21 protein-coding genes are annotated in these 25,214 nt (G+C 35.4%); 14 read left to right on the forward strand and 7 right to left on the reverse strand.

Features of this window, described 5'->3' with window-relative positions:
• Window positions 1-165 precede the first annotated feature (165 nt).
• Window positions 166-1,941 (reverse strand): chloride channel protein, encoded by a 1,776-nt coding sequence (locus EO244_RS01820; RefSeq protein ID WP_241687925.1) that lies wholly within the window; start codon window positions 1,939-1,941, stop codon window positions 166-168.
• Between the two features lie 396 nt (window positions 1,942-2,337).
• Here EO244_RS01820 and EO244_RS01825 point away from each other — a divergent pair, with 396 nt between their 5' ends.
• The 6 genes from EO244_RS01825 (at window position 2,338) to EO244_RS01850 (ending at window position 6,210) form a co-directional block, all read left to right on the forward strand.
• Window positions 2,338-2,586, forward strand: a complete 249-nt coding sequence (locus EO244_RS01825) for a DNA-binding protein (protein ID WP_129252350.1) — start codon at window positions 2,338-2,340, stop codon at window positions 2,584-2,586.
• Window positions 2,587-2,858: 272 nt separating this feature from the next.
• The gene (locus tag EO244_RS01830; RefSeq protein WP_129252352.1) at window positions 2,859-3,506 is read left to right on the forward strand and encodes an ion channel; all 648 of its coding nucleotides are present in this window, start codon (window positions 2,859-2,861) and stop codon (window positions 3,504-3,506) included.
• Window positions 3,507-3,598: 92 nt separating this feature from the next.
• Window positions 3,599-4,216 carry a hypothetical protein gene (locus EO244_RS01835; RefSeq protein WP_129252354.1) on the forward strand — a complete coding sequence of 206 codons (618 nt, stop codon included), beginning with the start codon at window positions 3,599-3,601 and terminating at the stop codon, window positions 4,214-4,216.
• Window positions 4,213-4,503 carry a winged helix-turn-helix domain-containing protein gene (locus EO244_RS01840; protein WP_129252355.1) on the forward strand — a complete coding sequence of 97 codons (291 nt, stop codon included), beginning with the start codon at window positions 4,213-4,215 and terminating at the stop codon, window positions 4,501-4,503. Before EO244_RS01835 ends, EO244_RS01840 begins: the two co-directional genes overlap by 4 nt.
• 55 nt (window positions 4,504-4,558) lie before the next feature.
• Window positions 4,559-5,899, forward strand: coding sequence for a cell envelope integrity protein CreD (gene creD / locus EO244_RS01845; protein WP_129252357.1), 1,341 nt, complete (start codon window positions 4,559-4,561; stop codon window positions 5,897-5,899).
• 86 nt (window positions 5,900-5,985) lie between these two features.
• The gene (locus EO244_RS01850; protein ID WP_129252359.1) at window positions 5,986-6,210 is read left to right on the forward strand and encodes a DUF3955 domain-containing protein; all 225 of its coding nucleotides are present in this window, start codon (window positions 5,986-5,988) and stop codon (window positions 6,208-6,210) included.
• Between the two features lie 76 nt (window positions 6,211-6,286).
• On the opposite strand, the gene EO244_RS01855 is transcribed toward EO244_RS01850, so the two are convergent.
• The 3 genes from EO244_RS01855 to EO244_RS01865 form a co-directional block, all read right to left on the reverse strand.
• Window positions 6,287-6,859 (reverse strand): pentapeptide repeat-containing protein, encoded by a 573-nt coding sequence (locus tag EO244_RS01855; RefSeq protein WP_129252361.1) that lies wholly within the window; start codon window positions 6,857-6,859, stop codon window positions 6,287-6,289.
• A 105-nt stretch (window positions 6,860-6,964) separates the two neighbouring features.
• Window positions 6,965-7,624: a redox-sensing transcriptional repressor Rex gene (locus EO244_RS01860; RefSeq protein WP_129252363.1), complete on the reverse strand. Its 660-nt coding sequence runs from the start codon at window positions 7,622-7,624 to the stop codon at window positions 6,965-6,967.
• Window positions 7,625-8,045: 421 nt separating this feature from the next.
• Entirely contained in the window at window positions 8,046-9,332 is a 1,287-nt protein-coding gene (locus EO244_RS01865; protein ID WP_129252365.1) for a bifunctional folylpolyglutamate synthase/dihydrofolate synthase, read from the reverse strand.
• A 214-nt stretch (window positions 9,333-9,546) separates the two neighbouring features.
• Between EO244_RS01865 and EO244_RS01870 the strand changes: the two genes are divergently transcribed.
• The 6 genes from EO244_RS01870 to EO244_RS01895 all read left to right on the forward strand — a co-directional run bounded on the left by EO244_RS01870 (window position 9,547) and on the right by EO244_RS01895 (window position 16,245).
• Window positions 9,547-10,878, forward strand: a complete 1,332-nt coding sequence (locus EO244_RS01870; protein WP_129252366.1) for a PhoH family protein — start codon at window positions 9,547-9,549, stop codon at window positions 10,876-10,878.
• A gap of 101 nt (window positions 10,879-10,979) precedes the next feature.
• Window positions 10,980-11,882 carry a Ppx/GppA phosphatase family protein gene (locus EO244_RS01875; RefSeq protein WP_129252368.1) on the forward strand — a complete coding sequence of 301 codons (903 nt, stop codon included), beginning with the start codon at window positions 10,980-10,982 and terminating at the stop codon, window positions 11,880-11,882.
• 227 nt (window positions 11,883-12,109) lie between these two features.
• On the forward strand, window positions 12,110-13,438 hold the full coding sequence (mtaB, locus tag EO244_RS01880; RefSeq protein WP_129252370.1) for a tRNA (N(6)-L-threonylcarbamoyladenosine(37)-C(2))-methylthiotransferase MtaB: 1,329 nt from the start codon (window positions 12,110-12,112) through the stop codon (window positions 13,436-13,438).
• Between the two features lie 25 nt (window positions 13,439-13,463).
• A complete protein-coding gene (locus tag EO244_RS01885; RefSeq protein ID WP_129252372.1) occupies window positions 13,464-14,261 on the forward strand; it encodes an inositol monophosphatase family protein in 798 nt (265 codons plus the stop codon).
• A gap of 30 nt (window positions 14,262-14,291) precedes the next feature.
• Window positions 14,292-15,173, forward strand: a complete 882-nt coding sequence (locus EO244_RS01890) for a lysophospholipid acyltransferase family protein (RefSeq protein ID WP_129252374.1) — start codon at window positions 14,292-14,294, stop codon at window positions 15,171-15,173.
• A 49-nt stretch (window positions 15,174-15,222) separates the two neighbouring features.
• Window positions 15,223-16,245, forward strand: coding sequence for a glycosyltransferase family 2 protein (locus EO244_RS01895; protein ID WP_129252376.1), 1,023 nt, complete (start codon window positions 15,223-15,225; stop codon window positions 16,243-16,245).
• Window positions 16,246-16,257: 12 nt separating this feature from the next.
• Here EO244_RS01895 and sugE read toward each other — a convergent pair whose 3' ends face one another.
• The 3 genes from sugE to gldJ all read right to left on the reverse strand — a co-directional run bounded on the left by sugE (window position 16,258) and on the right by gldJ (window position 19,485).
• Window positions 16,258-16,581, reverse strand: coding sequence for a quaternary ammonium compound efflux SMR transporter SugE (gene sugE, locus EO244_RS01900; RefSeq protein WP_129252378.1), 324 nt, complete (start codon window positions 16,579-16,581; stop codon window positions 16,258-16,260).
• Window positions 16,582-16,584: 3 nt separating this feature from the next.
• A complete protein-coding gene (locus EO244_RS01905; RefSeq protein ID WP_129252380.1) occupies window positions 16,585-17,874 on the reverse strand; it encodes a UDP-N-acetylmuramoyl-tripeptide--D-alanyl-D-alanine ligase in 1,290 nt (429 codons plus the stop codon).
• A 99-nt stretch (window positions 17,875-17,973) separates the two neighbouring features.
• Window positions 17,974-19,485: a gliding motility lipoprotein GldJ gene (gldJ, locus tag EO244_RS01910; RefSeq protein ID WP_129252382.1), complete on the reverse strand. Its 1,512-nt coding sequence runs from the start codon at window positions 19,483-19,485 to the stop codon at window positions 17,974-17,976.
• Window positions 19,486-20,081: 596 nt separating this feature from the next.
• Between gldJ and porU the strand changes: the two genes are divergently transcribed.
• Complete coding sequence (gene porU / locus EO244_RS01915) at window positions 20,082-23,870, forward strand: type IX secretion system sortase PorU (RefSeq protein WP_129252383.1); 3,789 nt, start codon at window positions 20,082-20,084, stop codon at window positions 23,868-23,870.
• A gap of 59 nt (window positions 23,871-23,929) precedes the next feature.
• Window positions 23,930-25,099: a type IX secretion system outer membrane channel protein PorV gene (gene porV, locus EO244_RS01920; protein ID WP_129252385.1), complete on the forward strand. Its 1,170-nt coding sequence runs from the start codon at window positions 23,930-23,932 to the stop codon at window positions 25,097-25,099.
• Window positions 25,100-25,214 lie beyond the last annotated feature (115 nt).

Genomic DNA, 25,214 nt, shown 5'->3' on the forward strand with positions numbered 1-25,214 from the left:
CTTGAAATTATTTTTACAAAATCGAGTGCAAATGTAGTGGAATAATATTGAGGGGGTAGCCAAAAAATGTTTTTTTTTCAAAAAATATTATTGAATTCAAATCCCAATAAAAAACTATTCCCTCAAAGTCATTTTTTTAGGTTAAATTCAAACATCTCTCCCTTATTAATCCTCTGAGAAATGTTTGAGCATACGACGATAAGTCGAAAATATCTGTGCTCTTGAAACACAGCCCAGATATTTGCCATCCTGCAAAACAACCAAATTAAACTTATCTGAATATTGGTATTTGCGGGCAACATCAGCCATTGATTCGTCGTGCTGAATCACAACACTAGGCATTATCATCAAATCCCGAACAAACATCACATCATATTTCTCAGGTTGAAACATGATTTCACGTATGTCGTCAAGCTTCACAATCCCTTCAAAGTTATTATCTTTATCTACAACGATAAATAAATTTCGTTGCGATTTAGCTATAACTTTAACCAAATCACCTAAACTGGCTTCAGAATTGATCGTACTAAAATTCTTTTCAATCAAACGTGTTACGCGCATTAATGAAAGAACGTTTTTATCCTTATCGTGTGTCATAAGTTCTTTTCGGCGTGCCAACTGAACGGTATAAACTGAATGAGGTTCGAAACTCTTAACAGTTGCATATGATACCGTTGCTGTAATCATCAAAGGAACAAACAACTGGTAGCCTCCCGAAATATCTGCTATTAAAAAGAGCCCTGTAAGCGGAGCATGCAACACGCCTGCTATCATACCTGCCATTCCTATAAGTCCGAAGTTGTTAACTTCAATATTTCTCAATCCCAGATGATGAGTCAATTTAGCAAACAAAACACCAGCGTTCACTCCCATAAATAAGGTCGGAGCAAAAATTCCACCAACACCTCCAGCACCAAAGGTGATTGAAGCAGCAATTACCTTAAAGATAATAACTAAGGCTAATAGGATTATAAGAATCCAAAAATTTTCTCTAAAAGAATAGAATAATGAATTATTAAAGAGGTAAGAATAATCGCCAGAAAGACTTGCATTTATCCCATGATACCCCTCCCCATAAAGTGAAGGGAAAAAGAAAATTATTAAACCTAAAGACAGGCCTCCGATCAATAATTTCAGATATGATTTACTAAGCATATCAAAAAGACTTTGAATATACATGTACATCTTAGTAAAATAGGTTGCAAGCAAACCTGTAAAAATTCCCAAAACGATATAATAAGGCAGGTCCTTCATATCAAAACCCGTTTGTACCTCGAATGGATAAAGCACATGCATCCCCAAAAAAAAGTATGAAGTGATAACCGCAGTTGAAGAAGCAAGTAAAAGAGGAACAAGCGACCACATGGTTAAATCCAACATAACAACCTCCATCGCAAATACAATAGCTGCAATAGGGGCTTTAAAAATGGCTGCCATAGCACCAGTACAGGCACAGGCTAGAAGAAGGGTGGTATGTTTATAGTTCAGATGAAACATTCGACCAATATTTGAGCCTAAGGCAGCCCCAGTAGCAACTGTTGGTCCCTCCAATCCAACAGAACCTCCAAAACCAACTGTAAAGGCTGACGTCACAACAGACGAAAACATATTATGACTATTGATCTGCCCATTGGTCTTTGATATACTATAAAGCACATTTGGAATACCATGCCTAACAGGACGCTTTATAATGTATTTTATAAACAAAACAGCAACTGAAATACCTACAGTAGGATAAATCATATACAGATAATTTGCAAAAGCCAAATCAGAAGTGCCTTGCAATAAAGAGCTGATAAAATGAACCGAATTTTTTATTACAACGGCTCCCAAACCCGAAGTGAATCCAATAAGAATTCCTAAAGCAGATATAAATTGACGATCGCTCACATGCTTCAATCGCCAAATAAGAAAACGGGCTAACAAAGATTTTTTCTTCACAATAACTAGGCTATCTATAAAATTAGTCCTTTAATAAAAGTTTAAACAATAATTCCAACACCAAAAACAGATATTAGATTAAAGCACAACGCAACTAAGATACAAACAGCTTTACAGAAAATTAACAGATCCGAATTAAAAAAAAGTAATCTAGCTTCAGTTTAAATACCTGATCAGACTTAATGACATTTTTTTTAATATTAATTTAACTCCGGCTTATAAGCCGAAAACCTCCAAAAATAAAAGCAAGTCTAAAAATGCTATGTTAAAAGCCAAACTTATCGAACCAATTGGGATCTAGAATTATGCCTTGATAACTTTTAATTAAAAAATACTTTCGCTAAATTTAAAGAGCTAAGAGAATTTTAATCCTTAATTAAATAAAACTTAATGCATATGACTAAGACAATCACTTTTAATGACCTTAGAAAAATCAAGGATCGTTTGCCGGAAGGCAGCATGAGAAAAATCTCGGAAGAATTAAATCTTAATGTAGAAACTGTCCGAAATTATTTTGGAGGTGCTAATTACAGAGAAGGTAAGAGTATTGGCGTTCATGTTGAACAAGGCCCTAATGGTGGCGTTGTTGAATTAGACGACACAACAATTTTAGATTGCGCATATCGAATACTTGGAGAATGCTAAAATTCACAGAACCCTATTATTTTTCAAAAAATATTCCTACTCCTCGCCACTAAATGGTGAGGAGTTTTGTTTATAATCGAATATTAACCAAAATGATAAGTCCCAATTCCAAACCTGAAAGGCAAAAAATAAATTTGTACAATTCTCGTATTTAAAATTCTGTATTAGTCTGAATAAGATATAGAATTGTATATTTAATATCAGCTATTCAAAACAAACAGTTAAATTTTAATATCAAAAGAAATAGCATAGTTATCCATCAAAAGCCAAGTATGAAAAAAATATTAAGCAAAATACCCAAAGGAACATATTTATTAATCAGTATAATCCTCTACATCTTTGTATTGCCTGTGATCGTTACGAGCTCATATAAAGATCTGATTTATGCTGGTTTTTATTCCCTAATTCTTCTCTCAATATCATCAATCATAGGGGAAAAGAAAAAATGGGCACAACTCGCAATCCTTTGTGCTGTTTGCTCTATATGGCTGATGTATTTTACTGATGAGCAATCCATTAAATACTTTGCATTTTCATTTTCAATCCTCATCTTTTCTGTAGCTGTTATTACCATGATTGGCCAAATTATCAGAAAGAAAGATATTGATCGAAACCTCATTATTGAAACCATTAATGGTTACCTGCTGATTGGTGTTATAATTAGTTTTATAAATTCAACTATCCTCTGGAACAACCACCAGGCCATCACATTCACAAAAGATATTGGTCTTGTTAATATTGGTGATATCGTTTATTATTCATTTGTCTGTATGACTACAATTGGTTTTGGTGATATCATCCCACAAAGTCAAATTGCCAAATCTGTAAGTATTTTTTCTGCAATTACAGGACAGTTTTATGTCGCCATAATCATGGCATTTATTATTGGTAAATTTATCAATAACCAACACAAAAATTAGGACAGACCAATACCATTTCTTATTTTTTTTAACCCATGTTAGGATCCTAAACATATTCTTATTAATTTTACTTTGTAATTCAAAGTACTTTTATGAATAAGCAAAAATATATTGAAGATTTAAGGGATATCAAACAAATGATGAATCGCTCATCACGGTTTATATCTTTAAGCGGGCTATCAGGTATAACCGCAGGCATTTTAGCAATTCTTGGCGCTTTATCAGCCTATCAAACGATTTATGCAAATCAAAATTATTTAGAGTACAGACAAGCAATACTTAGTGATGAACACCTGTTCACTCTTTTGATTATTGCTTCAACAACACTTTTGTTGTCTATTGCTGCGGGGATATTTTTTACAACTCGAAAGGCTAAGAGAAATAAACAAAAGCTATGGGACTTACAAACAAAAAACCTTCTTATCAACCTGTTTATTCCATTGGTTACAGGCGGCATTTTATGTCTTATTCTATTATTTAAAGGATTTATTGGAATTATTGCCCCACTGACACTCATTTTTTATGGCTTAGCCCTAGTTAACGCGAGTAAATATACACTTGAAGAAGTCAGAAGCCTTGGTATAGTTGAAATTTTATTAGGTCTATTAGGCATCTACTTTATTGGTTATGGCCTAATTATTTGGACAATCGGTTTTGGAATCATACACATCGTCTATGGTATCATTATGCATATTAAATACGGATCGTGAAAGAAATACTAAAAAACTTAAATAAAGCTTTCGAGAACAAAATCCGCTTGGGAATCATGTCAGCACTTATTGTCAATGATTACCTGGATTTCAACACCCTTAAAAGTCTTTTAGATGTAACTGACGGGAATCTTGCCAGCCATTTAAAATCTCTTGAGAAAAGTGGTTACATTAAGTTTAGTAAAGAATTTATTGGTCGTAAACCCAATACAAAATACTCTGTGTGTGAAGAGGGTAAAATTGCTTTTTCAAAACACATTAAAGCAATCGAACAATTGCTTAGTTAATATTTTTTTTAATCATCTACTTTGTAATTCAAAGTTCTTTTAAAAACTAAATAAAATGAACAAAGAAACATCTCCCATCGACAGAATTAACTCCTGGCTAAAAAATTCAATCAGTCTCAAACTTTTTGTCATTACAATTCTCATGTTATTATTACTGATTCCTTCTACAATGATTCAATCAATAATACACGAAAGGGAATCACTTAGTAATCAGGCAATAGTCGAAGTCAGCAACAAATGGGCAGGTAGTCAACAAATCAATGGTCCTATTGTCAGCATCCCTTTAATCTATGAATATAAAGACGAAGACAAAACCTACGAGACAACAAAATACCTGCATATTTTACCCGAAGAACTTGATATTAATGGCAATATTTCACCTGAAAAACTTAAACGAGGAATTTACGAAATCGTCGTTTACAAATCCAAATTAGCTTTGAGTGGAACATTTCTTCTGAATAAAGAAATAGATAAAAATAATTTAAAGGAAATCAAATACGATCAGGCTTTTCTAACCATTGGAATTTCAGATTTGAGAGGGATTGAAGATCAAGTCATATTAAACTGGGATAAGAAAGATTTGAAGGTTGAACCCGGTTCCAGGATATCTGAACTTATTTATTCCGGTATCACGGTCAAACTGCCCAATATTGAAACAGACATCAATAAAAGCATCAATTTTTCTTTTTCACTAAACCTGCAGGGCAGCCAGAATCTAAATTTCATCCCATTGGGAAGTACAACCAATGTTAAAATCAAATCTGACTGGCCATTCCCAAGTTTCAATGGTAATTTCCTTCCTGATCACCGAAACGTGACTGATACAGGATTTGAAGCCGATTGGAAAGTTTTACAACTGAACCGAAATTTCCCACAATCCTGGATAGGTAATAAACATGCCGATAAAATCGGACAATCAAATTTTGGTGTTAACCTAATTCTTCCTCTTGATGACTACAAAAAATCTGTCAGATCCTCAAAATATGCCGTAATGTGTATAGCTCTCACATTTCTGATATTTTTCCTTGTAGAAATCATTAACAGGCGTAAGATTCATCCTTTCCAATATATTCTGGTTGGCTTGGCTTTATGTATTTTTTACGTCTTATTAATTTCAATTTCGGAACATTCAAATTTCAATACAGCCTATATTATTTCGAGTATTTCAATTGTGGGAATGATTAGTCTGTACTCGCTCACTATTCTTAAATCAAAAAAATTAAGCCTGTTGCTTATGGCAACCCTAGCAAGTATCTATGGGTTTTTATTTGTAACGCTCCAATTGGCGGATTATGCCCTATTGATGGGAAGTATTGGTCTCACCTTAATTCTGGCAGCTACAATGTATTTTACGCGCAACATAAATTGGTACGAAATCAATATCGACCCAAAATAAATCCTAATTTGTATGACCGGAACATATTCTTTAGCATTTTAATAACACACAATTAACATCACAGTACTAATAAATAAAAAACGAGAATGAAAATATTTTGGATAGGAATAATAGTTTTTGCTTTGGGAATAGCTTTGAGAATACAGGCCAACTTATCTACTTATGTTGATAATGAAGGTGTAATGCATGAAAGCTTTTCGACACCATTAAGTTTCTTTTTTGCTATACTAGGAATCATTTTGCTCATCATAAGTCTCTTTATCAATTTAAAGAACAAGAAAACGACCAAGGGCGAATTGTCTTCACAATAATCAAAAAACGCTACTTATAACTATTGATACAAAATAAACAAGATACCCCGATTCAATTTTGAATCGGGGCAACTTTTTAAGTTATTTTTATATCATATTTTCCAAGCAAGCCAATCACATCCGGCATGGAAAATTTCGCTTTCTTAATTTGATTCATCTCCGGATCAATCGAATAGGCTCTGGACGTTCTAAAATCTGCCTTTTCAAGATTCGTATTTTCAAACATCGCACCATTCAAATCACAATTGTCGAATACGGCTCCAACCAAATTCGTTTCCACAAAATCAACCTCGTTCATGCTACAACTTCTAAACTGTATCGCCTTTAACTTCAATTTATAAAATGATGCTAAATTCAGATTACAGGATTCAAAACAGAACGAGAGTAAAAACGGGTTGCAATCGTTAAAATTCAGCCCCAACAATTTACAGTTAGAGAACTTAACATCTCTAAAAGCCGTTTCGTTTATTTTAGCTAAACTCAAATCACAATCTTCAAAATAACAATCAACAAAACTAAGATTAGACAGCTGTATCCCTGAGAAGACACAAGCTTTAAAATGACAATCTTCGTACTCGCCTCCTTCGAGTCCATCTTTTCCAAAATCTACCTTCTCAAAAACCTGACTTTCTATAAATCGATCTGCCATTCTATTAATATTTGATATTATCCCAAACTTTCAAACGAAATTAATACAAAAAGAGGCAAAACGCTACATGCGAATTGCCTCTTAAATATTTATAATATCTATTTATTAGATTTCCTTTTCTCTGTCGTGATGAATTTTATTGAAGATGATTGCCAAATTGGCATAAAGCGATGTATTCTGTACAACAATATCATCCGGCACTTTAATTCTGGCAGGAGTAAAATTCCAAATGGCCTTAACCCCCCATGCTGCCATCAGGTCAGCAACCGATTGAGCATATTCAGCAGGTACGGTAATAATACCAATAATAGCTTTCATCTCTTGCGCTAAATCACGAAACTGATCGATATGAAAAACTTCAATATCATTAAATTTTTTCCCAATAATAGCAGGGTTAACATCAAATGCCGCAACAATATCCAATCCAAAATTTTCCAATCCATCGTCAAGCAAAAGTGCTGACCCTAAAGAACCAGCCCCAACAAGAAATGCCTGATCCAGAACCGTAAAACCAAGAAAATTAGATAAAATATCAACCATTGCCTTTACTTCATAACCAACCCGGGTTTTACCTACAATCGAAGTATAAGACAGATCTTTAGTTACCTGAGTTGGATCAATATTCATATAATTGGCAATCTGAGTCGAAGAAACAAACTCTTGACCTTTTTTCAACAATCCCTCTGAAAAGGATAAATAGGCAGGCATTCTTCGTAAAGAAGGCTCTGGAACTACAGATATTACTTTTTTAGAACTTTGAACCATAGCTATTCCTTTAATACATTCTTAGGTTAGAGATAACATTCAACAGATTATGAACAATCTGTAAAAATTTAATGCGAATAATTCATTAACAAAAAGGGGTCGCATTAAAGTAGAAAAATACTAATTGTATGAGGACAAGATAATCTGTTAAAAAAAACTACCTCACAAAGCAAAAATAAGTGTTTTTTTATTAAAGAAAAAAATCAACATTAATTTAGTCTCAGTACAAATTAGAATTTAATATCAAACTCATAAAAATTAACGACCAAACACAATGAAATCATCAGATATATAGACTATTATATATTTATTCATTTTTAAATGTCTGGGCTACAAAAAAAAGTAACTCACGCTATTTATATTTATTTTCAATAATCTAGAAGCCAATTACTAAGCGCGAAAAGATTCCATCTGCTCAAAGTCAAACAACTTCTGCAACAACAAAAGTACTTCCTCCAACAAAAATTAAATCATCACTGTCTGCCTCTGATTTGGCAGCAATAAGTGCATCCGCAACATTCGTATAAGCCTTCCCTATTAACTGAAATTTATCAGCTTTATCTTTTAATATATTCTCGTTTAGAGCTCTGGGAATAGATGCTTTGGTAAAATAGTAATTTGCATCTTTTGGCAATAAATTTAAGACTTCATCGATGTCCTTATCGTCCACCATACCAATTACCATATGCAATTTTTCAAATTTCAGAGAATCAAGCTGCTTCAATATTTCGATAATCCCTGCAACATTATGCCCTGTGTCACAAATAATTCCAGGCTTATCCCCTAAATGCTGCCAACGCCCCATAAGCGAAGTTTGTGCAACGATCTTCGAAATTCCGACTTTTATGATCTCATCTGATAGGTTGAAACCCATCTTATTCATCATCTTAAGAGCAACAAGAGCAGTTCTGATATTCTTAACCTGATAAATTCCAAGCAGATCCGACTCTAAAGAAATTGTTTCACCTGACTTTAAATCTTTAAAACTTAACAGACGATAATTCTTTTTTAATTCCGTATTCAGCAATTCAAATTCATCTTCGGCAAATAGAATTGGAGCTGACTGCTGTTTTGCTTTATCAATAAAAACGGTTTGTGACTCGTGATGTTTCTCACCAATAATAACTGGGGTATTCTGTTTAATAATTCCCGCTTTCTCACCGGCAATAACCGAAATCGTATTCCCCAATAAACTGGTATGATCAAAACTAATATTCGTAATGACACTCAACAAAGGATTGATTATATTAGTCGAGTCCAACCGACCTCCCAAGCCAACTTCAACAACAGCAATATCAACTTTCTCTTTGGCAAAATAATCGAATGCCAAAGCAACAGTCATCTCAAAAAAAGAAGGTGATAGTTCTTCGAACTTTTTTTTATGAGAAGCCACGAATTCAACAACCGCCTGTTCTGAAATCATCTCCCCATTAATCTTCACGCGTTCCCGAAAATCACGCAAATGTGGCGAGGTGTACAAACCGACTTTATAACCTGCCGACTGTAAAACTGAAGCTAAAGAATGCGATACAGAACCTTTCCCATTTGTCCCCGCTACATGAATACATTTAAAATGCTGATGCGGGTGTTCAAAATACGCATCCAGAGCCAATGTTGTATCTAAATTCGCCTTATAAGCAGCCTTCCCTGTTCGCTGAAACATAGGTAACTGATTGAATAAGTAACTGATAGTTTCCTGATAGTTCATAATTCACCTTTTTTTTGCTCTGCAAAGCAAAAAAAAAAATACTAAAAAATAAGATCTCAACTTGATTTTCATTGCATTTTTGTTAATTTCATTACTAATACTTAACAAGATATTTTCGATAAATATCAGTACACTAAACGATGCATTCGTTTCAAAAATCTTCGTTTTGATATGAAACGATTGGTCGATATACTAACCCTCTAATACCTCGCTTATGACCACTGAAAAAAAAATTTTCATATTAGACACCAACGTTATTCTTCACGATTTTAATTCAATTTTTAAATTCGATGAACATGACGTTCTTATTCCCATTACGGTCCTCGAAGAATTGGATAAATTTAAAAGAGGAAACGATTTAATTAATTTTCATGCTCGAGAGTTTACACGCGAATTAGATAAACTCTCTGGTGATCTCCTATTTAGTGACGGTGTTGCACTGGGGAATGGACGAGGTCGACTATTTATTGAAACAGGAAAAGAATTCTCAGACAAAATGAAAGTTTCTTTCCACGAAAACATTCCGGATCACAGAATATTAGCCATTGCAGAGTTCATTAAAAATGAAAATCCCACTCGAACAACCATACTTGTCTCCAAAGATATCAATCTGAGAATGAAAGCTAAATCTTTAGGTATTTTGTCCGAAGATTTTAAAAATGATCAGGTTAAAGATATTGACAATATGATGAGTTTGGGGATACAAACCCTGAATGATTTTTCTTCCGAAAAAATTGCAGAACTTTATCAAACTGAAGAAGGGCTTAAAGAAGAAGATCTTAATCTGGACTACGAATTAGCTGGTCACCGTTACTTTATTCTTAAAAATAACAATTCCAGTGCATTGGCTCATTTCAATCCTGTTGATCAAAAAATCACCCGAGTTGAAAAACCAAGTGCCTATGGCATTTATCCTCGTAATGCTGAACAAACATTTTCAATTGATGCTCTGCTTGATCCCGCTATCAACTTAGTCGCTTTAACAGGAACAGCAGGAACAGGAAAAACCTTATTGGCTTTAGCAGCAGCCCTCCAACAGGCTGAACATTTTGATCAGATCTATTTAGCCCGTCCGATTGTTGCTCTGTCCAATAAAGATCTGGGCTATCTTCCAGGTGATGCGAAAGAAAAAATCAGTCCTTACATGCAGCCTCTATTCGACAATTTAGCTGTGATTAAGAAAAAATTTAACGCACATAGCAAACAATACCTGTATATTGACGAATTATTAAAAGAGGAAAAACTTCAAATTACACCCCTTGCGTACATCAGAGGCCGAAGCTTAACCAATGCATTCTTTATTGTAGATGAAGCTCAAAACCTGACTCCTCACGAAATCAAAACAATTATTACAAGAGCAGGAGAAGGAACTAAAATGATATTCACGGGTGATATTGAACAAATTGATTCGCCCTATCTGGATAAAAAATCAAATGGACTTGCCTACCTCTCAGATAAAATGAAAGATCAGGAGATTTTTGCACATATTAATTTGATAAAAGGTGAACGTAGCTTTCTGGCAGAATTAGCCAGTAAATTGCTCTAACAAATTAATATTGGATAATTTAAAAAAAACCTTTAAATTAATTAGGCAAACCGAAACAGTTTAAAGCTCTGGTTTTAAACTGTTTTTTAAGATTTAGCCTTATGAAGATTTTAAAATTTGCTGCCATAGATATTGGCTCCAATGCCATCCGATTGTTATTCACGAATGTTATTGAGAAGAATGGTGAGTCATACCTAAAAAAATCTTCACTCATTAGGGTGCCTATTCGTTTAGGGGCCGATACGTTTATGCACAAAAATATTTCTCCCGAGAAAGAACAGAAGATGATTGAAGCCATGATTGCATTCCGAAAACTAATGAATGTTCATGAGGTGGTTGCTTATCGTGCCTGTGCAACCTCAGCAATGAGAGAAGCCAGTAACGGCATGCAACTCATTCAAAAAATAAAAAAAGAAGCCGATATCGATATTGATTTAATATCCGGAAAAGAAGAAGCCAGTATCATTTTTTCCAACAATCTTTCTTCAATTATCGATCCTGCAAAAAATTACCTTTACGTTGATGTTGGTGGTGGCAGTACCGAAATAACTCTTTTTTCTGCCGGAGTTGCCCATTTCTCATGCTCTTTTGATGTGGGAACCATTAAGATTTTAAAGAACTGTGTTCCTCTTAACGAATTTATTCGCATAAAAGAATGCTTACTTGATATTTGTTCAGCAAAAGATAATATCGAACTGATTGGTTCGGGAGGTAATATCAACAAGCTTTTCAAATATGCCAGTCCCAGAAATGAACGTGTTCTTAGCTATCATGAACTTCAGGAAATTCACTCCTTATTCAGTAGCATGACTTACGACGATTTGATGATCAATTACGATATGAATCCCGATCGGGCTGATGTTATTATTCCTGCCGCAACTATTTTCCTCAGCATTATGGAATGGGCCAACTCAAATGTGATCCAAATTCCAAAGATTGGAGTTTCCGATGGTATTATACATCAACTCTACCAAGAGTACTCTGACCCAAAAGTTATGGCATAGTAAATTCTTTTTTCTAATTTTGCAACAGATTCATAAACAATGAACTATTTCATATTTTGAGGTAGTTCATTTTATTTATAAAATCGACTCTTATTTCCTGACTATCAATATAATTAAACAGGAATTAAGACAATCGCCCGAGTCAAAAAACGCAATTCCAATTCCCTTTTATTGGACTTCGTACTTTAAGACTCACATCTAAATTTATCAGCAAAGGAGAAGAAAACATGTTGCAAGGGAAGAAAGTCGCTTTTTACACATTAGGTTGCAAATTAAATTTTTCAGAAACTTCGACCATCGGTCGCTCATTCAAAGAAATGGGTTTCGAAACAGTTAAGACAACTGAAAAAGCTGATATTTATGTCATCAACACCTGTTCAGTTACCGATCAGGCAGACAAAAAATGTCGACAAGCCATAAAAAAAATCATCAAGACAAATCCCAATGCTTTTGTTGTTGTGATTGGCTGTTACGCTCAACTCAAGCCCCAGGAAATTTCACAAATTCCCGGTGTTGACTTGGTTTTGGGAACCAATGAAAAATTTAATATCCATAAATACATCGACCATCTTGAGAAAAAAGGAACAGGTGAAATGCACCCCTGCGAAGTGGAATCGGTGAAAGATTTTCAAGCCTCCTACTCAATGGGAGACCGAACACGTTGCTTCTTAAAAATTCAAGATGGATGCAATTACTTCTGCACATACTGCACCATCCCGTTTGCACGAGGTGGCAGCCGTAATATGAGCATAGCAGACACAATATTGGAAGCAGAAAAAGTAGCAGTACAAGGGGCTAAAGAAATCATTCTGACAGGTGTGAACATTGGTGATTTTGGGCAAAGTACGAATGAAACTTTCTACGATTTGATTCAGGCACTTGAAAAAGTAAATGGTATCGAACGCTATCGTATTTCATCCATCGAGCCAAACCTGCTTAGTAATGAAATCATTGAATTTGTAGCCCAATCGAAAAAGTTTGTCAATCATTTTCATATTCCCTTACAGGCCGGATCTAACCATGTGCTGAAACTGATGAAACGCCGATACAATCGTGAACTTTTTGCTCAGCGTATTACTAAAATAAAAGAACTGACTCCTGATGCTTTTATTGGGGTTGATGTTATTGCAGGTAGCCGGGGCGAAAGAGAAGAGGATTTTATTGATGCTTACAATTTCATCAACGAGATACCAATCTCTCAGTTACACGTTTTTCCATATTCTGAGCGACAAGGAACAAAAGCTCTCGAAATTAAAGAAACAGTTAGCCCTGAAGACAAAAAGAAAAGAGCCAAGATGCTTCAAATTTTATCCGAGAAGAAATTAAGAGCATTTTATCAAAGCTTTTTAGGGAGCAATGCAAAAGTTCTGTTCGAAGATCACAATAGCAATGGAATGATGTATGGGTTTACTGAAAATTATATTAAAGTTGAGATTGAATACAACCAAAATCTGAGCAACAGGATTGCTGAAGTTCATTTATTGGAAATAAATGATAATGGCAATGTAAAAGTTAAACTTATCGATGAAAAAAGTTTTAAATTTAGACTTGCTTAAATCCTAACACATAGTCCTACATCAAATGATAAATCTCGAATCAGTTTGTAAACAAACTCAGGAAATTGCCATTGAAGTTGGCGCTTTTATAAAAGAACAACAATCAAAAATCAAGACGGATGACGTTGAAAATAAAGGCAAACATGATTTTGTAACTTTTGTAGATAAGAGTTCTGAAAGCAGAATTATCGAAGCATTAAAACCTTTGATTCCTGATGCGGGTTTTATTGCTGAAGAAGGCACTGAAACGCTTACCGGAGAGCATTACAACTGGATTATTGATCCCTTGGACGGCACCACAAACTACATACATGGGTTTTCACCCTTTGCAATTAGTATTGCTCTAAAAAAAGACGATCAAATCGTTCTCGGCGTGGTATACGAAATAAGCCTTGACGAATGTTTCTACTCCTGGGAAGGGGCTCCAGCCTATTTGAATGGGGAAATCATTCAGGTTTCAAAAGCAACTTCTATAGAATCAAGCCTTGTGGGAACCGGCTTTCCATACCGGGATTTCGATCAATTGGATACCTATATCGATTTACTCAAGTTTCTGTGCATAAACTCTCAGGGCATTCGCCGTCCCGGATCAGCAGCAACTGATCTGGCCTATGTCGCCTGTGGTCGTTTTGATGCGTTCTATGAATATGGCCTTCAGGCTTGGGATGTAGCGGCAGGAGCCTTTCTAGTTCAACAGGCAGGAGGTAAAGTTTGTGATTTTAAAGGCCAAAACAATTATATTTTTGGACAAGAAATAATTGCGACGAATCCGCATAACTTTCTTGAATTCAAAAATTGTGTTCAGAAGTTCATGCTAAAATAAGGCTCACAATTCATCTATATTTATTTATCTATGACTCCGTTTTTTTCATATTTGGCTTATGCCTTTTGTCGTTTCTTGAGCTTTCTCCCATTGCGGGTATTGTATCTTCTTTCTGATTTTGTTTTTTTCATTACCTACAGAGTCATAGCTTATCGAAAAAAAGTGGTCAATCAGAACCTTAAAAATTCTTTCCCTGAAAAAACGTCTGAGGAGATCCGAAAAATCAGAAAAGAATTCTACCACCATTTTTGTGATTCCTTTGTTGAAACAATCAAACTCTGGAATATCAGTCAGGATGAGATGCTAAAGCGTTGTGTTTGCAAACAACCCGACTTTTTCAATCAATACAAAGAGCAAGGCCAAAGTGTGGTTGCCGTTTTAGGACATTATGGCAACTGGGAGTGGTTAACCTCATTTGCTGTGTACAATACAGGAGATTTCCTAACCATATACAAACCCTTGCACAACAAAGTATTTGATAAGATGTTCATCAAAATCAGAGAACGTTTTGGAGCTCAAACCTTAGCCAAAAATGACACACTACGCACCATGATTAAGCATAAAAACCAGGGGCATTTTACCATTACTGCGTTTATTGGCGATCAAACTCCAAACAGAAGAAACCTGCATTATTGGACCAATTTTCTGAATCAGGACACGCCCATTCTACAAGGAACTGAGCGTATTGCGAAAAAACTGGATCAAGCCGTAGTTTATGTCAAAATGACTAAGATTAAACGTGGGTATTACGAATACGAATTCATTCCAATTACTGATAAACCAAATAAAACTGAAGAGAACGAAATTACAGAATTACATACGCGTTTGCTTGAAAATATTATAAAAGAAAAGCCATCCTACTGGTTATGGTCACATAAACGTTGGAAACACAACAGAAAAGCCCAATCCTAATCTTTGCTTATTTTTAGCTCACTATTAACAACAAGTCCAAAACAAAATCATGAATAAAATTGCAGTGGTTATCCTAAACTGGAACGGAAAGAAATTATTAGAACAATTTCTGCCTTCTGTCACCAAATTTTCGAATCGGGAATGGGCCGAAGTTGTGGTTATTGACAACGATTCTACTGACGATTCAATTGACTTTATTAAAAAAGAATATCCTGAGCTTAAAACCATAATTCTGGATAAAAACTATGGATTTGCCGATGGTTACAACAAGGGCTTAGATCAACTCAACCATGACTATTTCGTTCTTCTAAACTCTGATGTTGAAGTGAGTGAAAACTGGCTTGATCCTATCTATAACTTATTCGAGAGAGAAACTGATATTGTAGCTGCCCAACCCAAAATTAAAGCCTTCAATAAAAAGACAGACTTTGAATATGCCGGTGCTTCAGGAGGCTATATTGATCATCTGGGTTATCCTTTTTGCAGAGGACGTGTATTGGACAGCATTGAAACTGATTCAGGACAATACGATCAACTCACCGATGTGATGTGGGCCAGCGGTGCCGCACTTTTCATCCGATCTGAAGTGTATAAAAAACTAGGGGGACTCGATGCTGATTTCTTTGCACATATGGAAGAAATTGACCTTTGCTGGAGAATAAAGAACCGAGGTTTCCGCATTGTCTGCCATCCTGAGAGTGTGGTTTATCATGTTGGCGGAGCCACACTACCCAATCACAGTTCACGCAAATTACATTTGAATTTCAGAAACAATCTTTTTATGCTCTATAAAAATTTACCTTCTGAAAAACTCATCACAACTCTATTGCTAAGAATGATTTTAGATGGTGTAGCAGGTGTAAAATTTCTACTTAGTCTTGAATTCGACAACCTGATGGCTTTGTTAAAGGCTCACTACTCTTTTTACAAAAACCTAAGTAAGATGCGTGAAAAAAGGCGTAAACTAAATCCTCTGGTTACAAAAGAATTTCACCACGAAATCTATACAGGCAGCATCATTGCTGACTATTTTATTCAGAATAAAAAGAAATTTTCCGATTTAAGGTTCTAGCACGAGGCCTCCTTATTTTGCCGTAAATTTCAATCCGATTATTGCGACCAATAGTAGAAATAAAAAGAAGATACGAGCAAAGTGTACACTCTCGCCAAACAATATAATACCCAATATTGCTGTGGCAAAAGCTCCGATACCTGTCCAAACAGCATAAGCTGTCCCCACAGGCAAATTCTTAAGTGCCATGCCAAGGAAATAAAGGCTGATTCCCATTGCAATAACGGTAAATACACTCGGCCACAAACGAGTAAATCCTTGTGTATATTTTAATCCTATGGCCCAAGCCGCTTCAAAAAATCCGGCAATCAACAAATAAACCCAAGCTAAATTCATACTCTACAATTTCTCTATCGTTTTCTCAAGCTTAATCCCTCTTGAGCCTTTTATTAAAATATACTTATTCTTTAAATCCGATTTTTCCAGATATTCCAACAAGTCTTCTACACCTTTAAAAGCTTTGTATTTGTAATCAGAAGCCAGACTTGCAAAAATATTTCCCACCAATAGCGTATCCGATAATTCCTTCTCTTTCAATAAAGCTAAAACATTGAGATGTTCTTTTTCCGACTCGTCTCCCAACTCCAGCATATCGCCCAAAATGAGAAATTTATTCTTCATTTTCATCGATGCAAAATTCTCGATAGCAGCACGCATACTCGTTGGGTTGGCATTATACGCATCCAGGAATAAAACATTGTTCTCTGTTTTTAATAGCTGAGACCGATTATTACTTGGAGTATAAGATTCCAATGCCTCTTTAATATTTATCTCATCGATTTTAAAATATCGACCCAATGTAACTGCTGCAAGGACATTTTCAAAATTATACGCGCCAATAAGCTGTGTTTTAATATACAATTTACCTATTGGTGACCGAAGTTCTATAATGAGTTTGGGTTCTGCCTGAAGAAAACGAGCCTTGGAAAAAGCCTCTTCAGAATTGCCATACAGAATTGCTTTTTGTTCATTCAGCATCCCCATCAGGTGCTCATTATCACAATTTACAAATACTTCTCCCCCATTTTGTGCCAAATAATCGTACAATTCTTTTTTGGTCTTTTTCACCCCCTCAAAAGAACCAAATCCTTCCAGATGCGCTTTACCAACATTTGTGATTAGACCATAGTTGGGCTCAGCAATTTCACACAACATTTTTATTTCTCCGGGATGATTGGCTCCCATTTCAACAATCCCAAATTCAGTTTCAGAGTTCATAGCCAACAAAGTCAATGGCACGCCAATATGATTATTGAAATTTCCCTGTGTGGCTGAAGTCTTAAACTTTTGTTTCAAGACTTCATTTAGCAATTCCTTGGTTGTTGTTTTCCCGTTGGTTCCGGTAATTGCTAAAATCGGAATTCCGAGCTTCCTGCGGTGCTCTCTGGCCAGATTTTGCAAACAAGTCAGAACATCATCGACCAAAATGAAACGATCATCAATTACATATGCCTGCTCATCAACTATCGCATAACGACAGCCCTTTTCAAGTGTGCTTAAGGCAAATTTATTCCCATTAAAATTCTCTCCCTTTAAGGCAAAAAACAAGGAATCAGCAACAACATTTCTACTGTCAGTAACAACATGTGAAAACTTTTGAAACAGGGTATAGATCTCTGAAATATTCATATAATGAGCTTGAAATTGAATTAGCGAAATTAAAAAAAATACAAGAAAAAACCCCATCGTTAATCACGATGGGGTAAATCTTATATCATAACATCAAATCTATTTACCTTCTACCGGAGATCCAACATGTGTCATTGCACAACGGAAACCAATATCATCTCTTGAACTCTTCTGATCTAAGAAACGACGCGCTCCGGGTGACAACCAATACACTCTATCTTTCCATGAACCACCCTTATATACACGAGACTCATCATTGATTAGTGTATTATAAGTGTTTTTATTAGCTCCCTGTGCATTCACGTACATTAAAGATGAACCTTTGGTACGAAGTTCGCCATTTGTCCATTCCGTATCCGGTACAACACTGGATGCTAAATCACCATCTCTATGATTTCTATTATCAGCTGTTCTATAATTTACGCGGTTAACCAATTCCTCATCTTTTTGATTACGGTAACGAATACGACCTAAACTATCTTTTTCAGCAATATTACCTTCTTCATCCAATAAAGGCGTTTTGAAGACATTTCCTCTATAAGGATTAAACTCAGCAACATCATAAGATGAAAGTGGACGGTAAATATCTGCAACCCATTCATTCACATTACCAGCCATACAATACAAACCAAAATCATTTGGCCAATATGAATCTACCGGAACGGTCACATCTCCTGCATCATTAAGTGCACCGGCTGATCCCATATAATCACCATTCCCTCTTGAGAAATTGGCCATCATTTCACCTCGGTGCTTTTTATCCGCATTCCTAACCCAATGTCCATCCCATGGGTACATCCTCTTATCTCCAATACGCTCTTCAGTAGAATTTCCAATCGTTGCTAAAGCAGCATATTCCCATTCTGCCTCGGATGGCAAACGATACTTTGGTAAAAGAATACCATCTGACCAACGTACACGACGTTCTTCATTATCAGGATTTAAATCCTTTAAATTGGTACCAACAACACCTTCGTATTGTCCCATCAAATAAGCTTGAGTATTAAAGTTATTCTCATTTCGTTGATCCGGATTTTCTTTTAAAATCCCCTTCTCAATTAAAATTCTTTCGTTGACACGATCAGTACGCCACTCACAAAAATCAGAAGCTTGTTCCCAGGAAACACCCACAACAGGATATTCAGAATACGCTTTATGTCGTAAATAATTATTCACATAAGGTTCGTTGTAAGCTAACTCTGATCGCCATACCAATGTATCTGGTAAGGCCTTTTTGTACACTTCAGGGTAATCCACAAACACACGTTTGGTCCAGTGCAAATATTCTCTATAATCAACATTTCTAACTTCAGTTTTATCGATATAGAAAGAAGGTATTGTGACACGACGTGGCATATTATTCCATTCGTACATAACATCATCCTGACTGCGTCCCATTACAAAAGTTCCCCCTTCAATAAATATCAAACCAGGTCCTGTTTTCTGCAAATAACCTTTTTTGTATTCAAAACCACCGTTTTCAGGATCATTATAGGCCCAACCAGTAGCAGACGAACGCTCTTCCTTACCAATTATACTTTTCACCTTAGAACAAGATGAAAACAGCAATAAAGTAATTGCAAACGCAGAAAGTAATAAATTCGATTTCATATGATTAAATTTTCTATTTACTTATAAACTTCCCCTAATAATCACGGGATTAAGTACAATCTTGAATATTTATAAGATCAACTCTAAATTAAAATATCTACCATCAAACAATTTGAATAATGCAAGATGATTTAAACTTGACATCTAAACTTTATTCATCTGATGAAATTAATGTTTGCAACACACAGATCTATTGAACAATGTATCCATGCGTGGTTCCAATTTACCGATTTTTTAAATCAATAACAATTGAAAAAAAGAAAGTTTAAAACTGACTCAATTTTATCAATCGTTAAAGAAAACCATAGTTTAATCAAAAAAAAGGCACTCTTCACCCAACAAATATAACTAAAAGTAAATAGAACTTATTGTATCAAATTTTACTTTTTTAGATATTTTCTACATCAGCTCACATTTTACCTAAATACTTATCCCAATTTATGATCTATAATTATCTCAATTCAAAACATCTCACACAAGCTTTCTCAAGATATCCCGTTTCAAAAATGATATTATTATTTCTTCATCTAAATTATAAATATATTTACTGTCTGTTTAATGGCATAATCTTTCAAAATCCAATCTGAAATTCAAAAATGCGGAAGCTTCTTATTTTTATACTATTATTTACGTCAACTTATTGTTTCCCTCAGGATACAAAAAAAATTGAACTACATTGGTCGATATCAGAAATATTCACCTCGGAAGGTGAATCAATCCAAACACTCAGTTTCGACAATGCAACTACAGAGGCAAGCGTCAACTTTCTTCCTTTTTTTTCTGAGAATTTCAAAATCGGTCAGAATCAAACAAATTATTCCGTAATACTTGAAGAAACCGTTTTTGAGAATTTATCTCAAGAGGAAATCAAACTCATTAATCCAACTCAAATACCATCCGATTTTGATTTTCAATTAAATGAAGCCGGAATTCGGAAACAAAAATATTTACAAATCAAATTTCTTCCCATAAGAAGAAATCCCTCAAACGGGCAACTTGAAAAATTAAAGCAATTCAGGATTAAACTAACATCTCAAACTTCCCAAACAAGAACTAAAAATGGAAGTAAGGCCTTTTACGCCAACACGTCCATATTATCAAGTGGTAAATGGATTAAAATAAGTGTTGATACAACTGCCATCCATAAGATCAGCTATCAACAGCTACTTGATATGGGGATCGAGAATCCGGCTTCTGTCAGAGTATATGGTTCAGGGGGAGGTATGCTTCCTGAAATGAACAATGCGGAAAAAAGTGATGACTTAATTCTAAATCCTATCTATATGTCAAAAGGAAGCGATGGCGTATTCAATTCAGGAGATTACATTCTATTTTATGCCAAAGGTCCTCGCTCTTGGAACTATGACAATGAAACCAAAGAATTCATTCATCAAAATCATCTTTACAGCAACACATCTCATTATTTCCTGACTTCGGATAAGACAGCATCTCCACTGATTCCAAAAATCGATAATGAGCTAAATCCAAATCTTACTGTCACCGATTTTGATGCTTACAGAGTTGTCGATCTTGACAATAAAAACCTACTCCGTTCGGGTCAACTATGGTTTGGACAAATTTTCGATATCACGACCTCATATACAATCCCATTCTATTTTCAGAACCTAAACACGAATAAGACCATCAGCATCAATACACATGTTGCCGGACGTTCATCTTCAAACACAAAATTCATATTAAGCTCCAATGAAACTCAAATCGGGGAAATTAATATCCCATCAGTAAACACGGGTAGCTATACGGCAACCTATGCTTCACAAGTCAGAGAACGCTTTGATAACTTTAAAGCAGAAGGAGATCAATTCAACATCAAAATTAAATACGAAAAAGGATCAGCCTCCTCAATCGGCTGGCTGGATTATATGAGATTGAATGCAAGGTGTCAACTCATTTTTGAAGGTGAACAATTGGCTTTTCGCGACACAAGATCAATCGGCCCGAGCAATATTGCAAGTTTTAAGCTTAAAAATGCCAACCCGAACACTGTGGTTTGGGATGTAACACAAGCATCACAAGTCAAACAAATAGCAAGGGAGCTTAATGGAAGTACAGCTATTATTAATGTACCTCAGAATGAATTAAGGGAATTGATTGCTTTCGATCTCAACTCAAAATTTCCCAGCCCTAAATATGTTGGAGTTGTACAAAATCAAAACTTGCACGGACTCTCTGCCTGCGATCTTATAATTGTCAGTCATCCCGATTTTTTAAGCTATGCAAACCAACTGGCAGAACTTCACAAAAATCAGGATCAACTAAAGGTATCACTAGTCAGTACCGAAAGTATCTATAATGAATTCTCATCAGGAACAGTTGATGCGGCTGCAATACGAAATTTCGTCAAAATGTTTTATGACAGAGCTACAAGCGAAGATGAAATGCCCAAATACCTTCTGCTTTTTGGTGACGGTTCTTACGACAATAAATTAGTAAGCAGCAGCAACACAAACAAAATACCAACCTACCAGTCGAGCTATTCCTTATCGCCAACACAATCATTTGTAACCGATGATTTTTTTGGCTTACTCGACGATAATGAGGGAGGTGCCACAGGTTTGGTTGATATTGGCATTGGTCGTCTACCTGTAAACTCTTCAGAAGAGGCCCGAATTGTCACATCTAAAATATTAAACTACAACAAAAATGAAAACTTAGGCAGTTGGCAAACTTCTGTTTGTTTTATTGGTGACGATGAAGATAATAATGTCCATATGCGTGATGCCAATAAATTGGCAATGCAGCTTGAAAACAATAATCCTAAATACAGGATCCATCGCATATTTTTAGATGCCTTCAAACAGGAAACAACTCCTGCCGGCGATCGCTACCCCGCGGTCAACAGAAAAATTGAAGATAATATCAACAAAGGCTGTTTAATTGTTAACTATACCGGGCATGGTAATGAAAATGGCTTAGCTCATGAAAAAATAATGATGACTGAAGACATTGAGTCTTGGAAAAACGAAAAATACCTTCCTTTGTTTATGACTGCAACCTGTGAATTCAGTCGATTTGATCAATATCAAAAACGATCTGCTGGTGAAAGTATTCTTCTCAGAGACAATGGTGGCGGAATTGGCTTATTTACAACAACTCGGTTGGTGTTTTCAACACCCAACTTCTATTTAAATCAGAATTTCTACAACTACGTTTTTTCAACAAATAATCAAAATGAAAGCTTACGCTTAGGCGATATCATGAGGCTTACAAAAAATGCGAGCGGATCAAGTAATAATAAACGCAACTTCACCCTATTGGGAGATCCAGCCTTAAAACTGAACTATCCAACAGAAAACATTACAACTTTAAAACTCAACACTATCAATATTAACCAAGCTACAGATACACTAAAAGCACTAAGGACAATAACACTATCCGGACAAATTGAAAACCAAAATTCTCAAAAGCTCAATCAATTTAACGGAATTCTTTTCGCTACAGTTTTCGATAAATTTTCGGATAAAACAACGCTTGGAAACGATGGAATCCCTTTTGAGTATAGAGAACAAAACAATGCCCTATACTCAGGAAAGGCAAGCATTAAAAATGGTGAATTCAGCTTTAGTTTTTTGGTTCCCAAAGATATTAATCCTGAATTTGGTAAAGGGAAAATTCAATACTATGCTAAAAGTACCACCACTACTGCCAGTGGGTATACCAATGACATAATTGTTGGCGGATCAAATATTAACAATATTGATGATAAACTTGGTCCTGAAATCGACCTCTACATGAATGATGAGCAATTTGTAAATGGCGGAGCAACCAGCGAATCTCCCCTCCTTCTGGCAATTGTTCAGGATTCTAGCGGAATCAACACACTTGGTGTTAATTCTGATCACAATATAATCGCAACAATTGATAAAAATACTGATAACAATATCGAGTTAAATGATCATTATCAAACCGAAATTGACAGTTACCAAAAAGGCCGAATCACTTACCAACTTTCGAATTTTAAAGAAGGGGAACACCAACTTAATCTGAAAATATGGGATAACCTGAATAATCCGTCTGAAAGCGAAATTGATTTTGTCGTAGCTGAAAATGCTAAATTAGCAATAAAGCATCTGCTCAATTATCCAAACCCCTTCACCACCCATACCGGCTTTTACTTTGAACACAATCAGGCAAGTGGCGAAATTGAAGTCTTGATCCAAATATTAACTATTTCAGGAAAACTTGTAAAAACCATCGAAACATCCATAAACTCTTCGGGTTTCAGAGTCGGCCCTATCAACTGGGATGGAACGGATGATTTTGGCGATAACATAGGTCGAGGTGTTTATTTTTACAGAGTGAAACTCAGAACTGAAGATGGGAAAACAGCAAATAAATTTCAAAAATTAGTCATCCTTAAATAATAAAAATAAGGAATTAAAGTTATTATAATATATTTGCAGATCGAATCAATTTCAACCTTATGAATATTCAAAAAATCTTACCCAGAGCACTTTGCATTTTTGCTCTTATTATTTTTTCAAACAAGGCTAAAGCACAAGAAACATCAGTAACCGGTGCAAATTATATTCAAACAGCCGTTCCTTTTCTAACCATAGTTCCTGACTCCCGGGCAGCAGCCATGGGAAACACCGGCGTTGCAACCAGTCCTGATCACAATTCCATGTTTTGGAATGCTGCCAAATATAGTTTCACTAAAAGTGAGGCTGGTATTGGAGCGTCATACACACCTTGGTTAAGGAATATTATTGACGATATGAGTTTATCTTATCTTTCGGGTTATTACAGCTTAGATAAATATCAAACCATAGCAGCATCCTTTAGATATTTTTCTCTTGGCGATATTTTCTTACAGCAGCAAGCTGATGATATTCCTATCAAAAAGAGTCCTTACGAACTATCCTTTGATGTGGCTTATTCTCGTCGTTTGGGTGACAATTTTTCAGGAGCGATCGCTTTCCGATATATCTTCTCAGATATTTCACAAGGAGGATACGATAATCTGTCGAAAACAGCCAATGCATTTGCAGCTGATATATCTATCTATCATCGAAAAGAATACGGTTCTTCTCATAATCCATCAGTGTGGTCTTGGGGGGTAAACGTCTCTAATATCGGTTCCAAAATCAGTTATTCTGATGACAGCGAAAAGGAATTTATCCCAACAAATTTAAGAATAGGTTCATCCTACAAACACCAGATTGATCAATACAGTTCAATTACAGTTTCTGCAGACATGAACAAATTACTTGTACCAAGTTCATCAGGAAGAAAAATTGAAGAAAATAACGACAATCTCGATCCTAACAAAATTGACAAAAGTGTGATGTCCGGTATTTTCAGTTCATTTTCAGATGCTCCGGGTGGCATGAGCGAAGAATTCAAAGAAATAACCTGGAGTCTGGGTCTTGAATATTGGTATCAGAATCAATTTGCGGTTCGTACCGGATACTTCTATGAAAATGAAGACAAAGGGAATCGTAAATTCTATACTGCAGGTGTTGGCGTAAAACTTAGCATGTTTGATTTAGATTTTTCTTACCTAATCCCTTCAAGCCAAAGTAACCCACTTCAAAATACTTTACGCGTTTCTATTTCAGCAAATCTTGATCTGAAATCGAATAGAAGATAAACTAAAAAAATATATACCTTTAAAATCCTCATCATACGTGAGGATTTTTTGTATTCACTCATTTACAGACATTGCATCAGAAATAAGCATAATGCTCTGTCTCAAAAAAACAAAC

The sequence above is a fragment of the Ancylomarina salipaludis genome, assembly GCF_004122035.1.
In the GTDB taxonomy this organism is placed as follows: domain Bacteria; phylum Bacteroidota; class Bacteroidia; order Bacteroidales; family Marinifilaceae; genus Ancylomarina; species Ancylomarina salipaludis.

Bases quoted from the DNA above. Each gene is read 5' to 3' on its own strand.
- EO244_RS01825 (WP_129252350.1), top strand. From the start codon at position 2,338: ATGACTAAGACAATCACTTTTAATGACCTTAGAAAAATCAAGGATCGT.
- EO244_RS01830 (WP_129252352.1), top strand. From the start codon at position 2,859: ATGAAAAAAATATTAAGCAAAATACCCAAAGGAACATATTTATTAATC.
- EO244_RS01835 (WP_129252354.1), top strand. From the start codon at position 3,599: ATGAATAAGCAAAAATATATTGAAGATTTAAGGGATATCAAACAAATG.
- creD (WP_129252357.1), top strand. From the start codon at position 4,559: ATGAACAAAGAAACATCTCCCATCGACAGAATTAACTCCTGGCTAAAA.
- EO244_RS01850 (WP_129252359.1), top strand. From the start codon at position 5,986: ATGAAAATATTTTGGATAGGAATAATAGTTTTTGCTTTGGGAATAGCT.
- EO244_RS01855 (WP_129252361.1), bottom strand. From the start codon at position 6,859: ATGGCAGATCGATTTATAGAAAGTCAGGTTTTTGAGAAGGTAGATTTT.
- EO244_RS01860 (WP_129252363.1), bottom strand. From the start codon at position 7,624: ATGGTTCAAAGTTCTAAAAAAGTAATATCTGTAGTTCCAGAGCCTTCT.
- EO244_RS01865 (WP_129252365.1), bottom strand. From the start codon at position 9,332: ATGAACTATCAGGAAACTATCAGTTACTTATTCAATCAGTTACCTATG.
- EO244_RS01870 (WP_129252366.1), top strand. From the start codon at position 9,547: ATGACCACTGAAAAAAAAATTTTCATATTAGACACCAACGTTATTCTT.
- EO244_RS01875 (WP_129252368.1), top strand. From the start codon at position 10,980: ATGAAGATTTTAAAATTTGCTGCCATAGATATTGGCTCCAATGCCATC.
- mtaB (WP_129252370.1), top strand. From the start codon at position 12,110: ATGTTGCAAGGGAAGAAAGTCGCTTTTTACACATTAGGTTGCAAATTA.
- EO244_RS01885 (WP_129252372.1), top strand. From the start codon at position 13,464: ATGATAAATCTCGAATCAGTTTGTAAACAAACTCAGGAAATTGCCATT.
- EO244_RS01890 (WP_129252374.1), top strand. From the start codon at position 14,292: ATGACTCCGTTTTTTTCATATTTGGCTTATGCCTTTTGTCGTTTCTTG.
- EO244_RS01895 (WP_129252376.1), top strand. From the start codon at position 15,223: ATGAATAAAATTGCAGTGGTTATCCTAAACTGGAACGGAAAGAAATTA.
- sugE (WP_129252378.1), bottom strand. From the start codon at position 16,581: ATGAATTTAGCTTGGGTTTATTTGTTGATTGCCGGATTTTTTGAAGCG.
- EO244_RS01905 (WP_129252380.1), bottom strand. From the start codon at position 17,874: ATGAATATTTCAGAGATCTATACCCTGTTTCAAAAGTTTTCACATGTT.
- gldJ (WP_129252382.1), bottom strand. From the start codon at position 19,485: ATGAAATCGAATTTATTACTTTCTGCGTTTGCAATTACTTTATTGCTG.
- porU (WP_129252383.1), top strand. From the start codon at position 20,082: ATGCGGAAGCTTCTTATTTTTATACTATTATTTACGTCAACTTATTGT.
- porV (WP_129252385.1), top strand. From the start codon at position 23,930: ATGAATATTCAAAAAATCTTACCCAGAGCACTTTGCATTTTTGCTCTT.